This window comes from Peribacillus sp. CSMR9 (assembly GCF_033141925.1).
Classification (GTDB): domain Bacteria; phylum Bacillota; class Bacilli; order Bacillales; family DSM-1321; genus Peribacillus; species Peribacillus simplex_A.
In genome coordinates, this window is sequence record NZ_JAOPHO010000220.1 from 1 (window position 1) to 713 (window position 713).

At 41.4% G+C, this 713-nt stretch carries 1 protein-coding gene; it reads right to left on the bottom strand.

What is annotated here, in order from left to right; translation table 11 throughout:
* Nucleotides 1–713: lytic transglycosylase domain-containing protein (locus tag N9I19_RS24995; RefSeq protein ID WP_317779371.1), on the bottom strand; the 713-nt coding region annotated here is incomplete at both ends.

The following is a 713-nucleotide window of genomic DNA, read 5'->3' on the forward strand; positions in this document are numbered from 1 at the left end:
TTTTGTTATTGTTATGAAGGACTTTTCCATCCAGATAAGTATTCGTGTCTTTCGATAGGATTTTAGATAAAAGGCCTAGTTGCTGCTGTAATAATTCAATTTGGGTATCCTGTTTTTTTAGCAGAGAAAAAATAAGACTATTATCGTTGTTACTAGTCTTTGAAGGATCACCAAATATTTTACTAGAAACGGCAGCCAGTAATTCTAGTGCCCTACTACGTTTGTTCGGACTTAAAGGGATGATAGCTTCTGGTTTATTGCCTTCACCTACCATCGCCAAATGTTCCTTGGTGATGATACCGCCATTTTCATATCCATGACCATGGCCAATATATTTAAGCATATTAGATCCATAACGCGATTTAGCATAGTTCATGCCTGCCAATAAGCTGTCTAAGCCATTCATCTGATTTTTATGTCCAGGGAATGCAAAACTTCGAAATGTTGGCGGGATCACCTGGACGAGGCCGCGGGCAAGTTGTCCACTGTAATAATTGACGTCTTTGACACCAGAACTTTGTATGGCCTTTTCATTACCGCCAGATTCAGACTTGATTTGCCTTAACCATGCGTTCACATAATTAGCACTAGTAGGAAGGCCATTCATTCCCAATGCCTTCATGACCGTGCCTCGCCAGCTTCCAACTCCACTACCTACAGGAGCCGCCCCTCCGAATCCATCGAACAATGAACCGAAATAATCCATTGCTTTA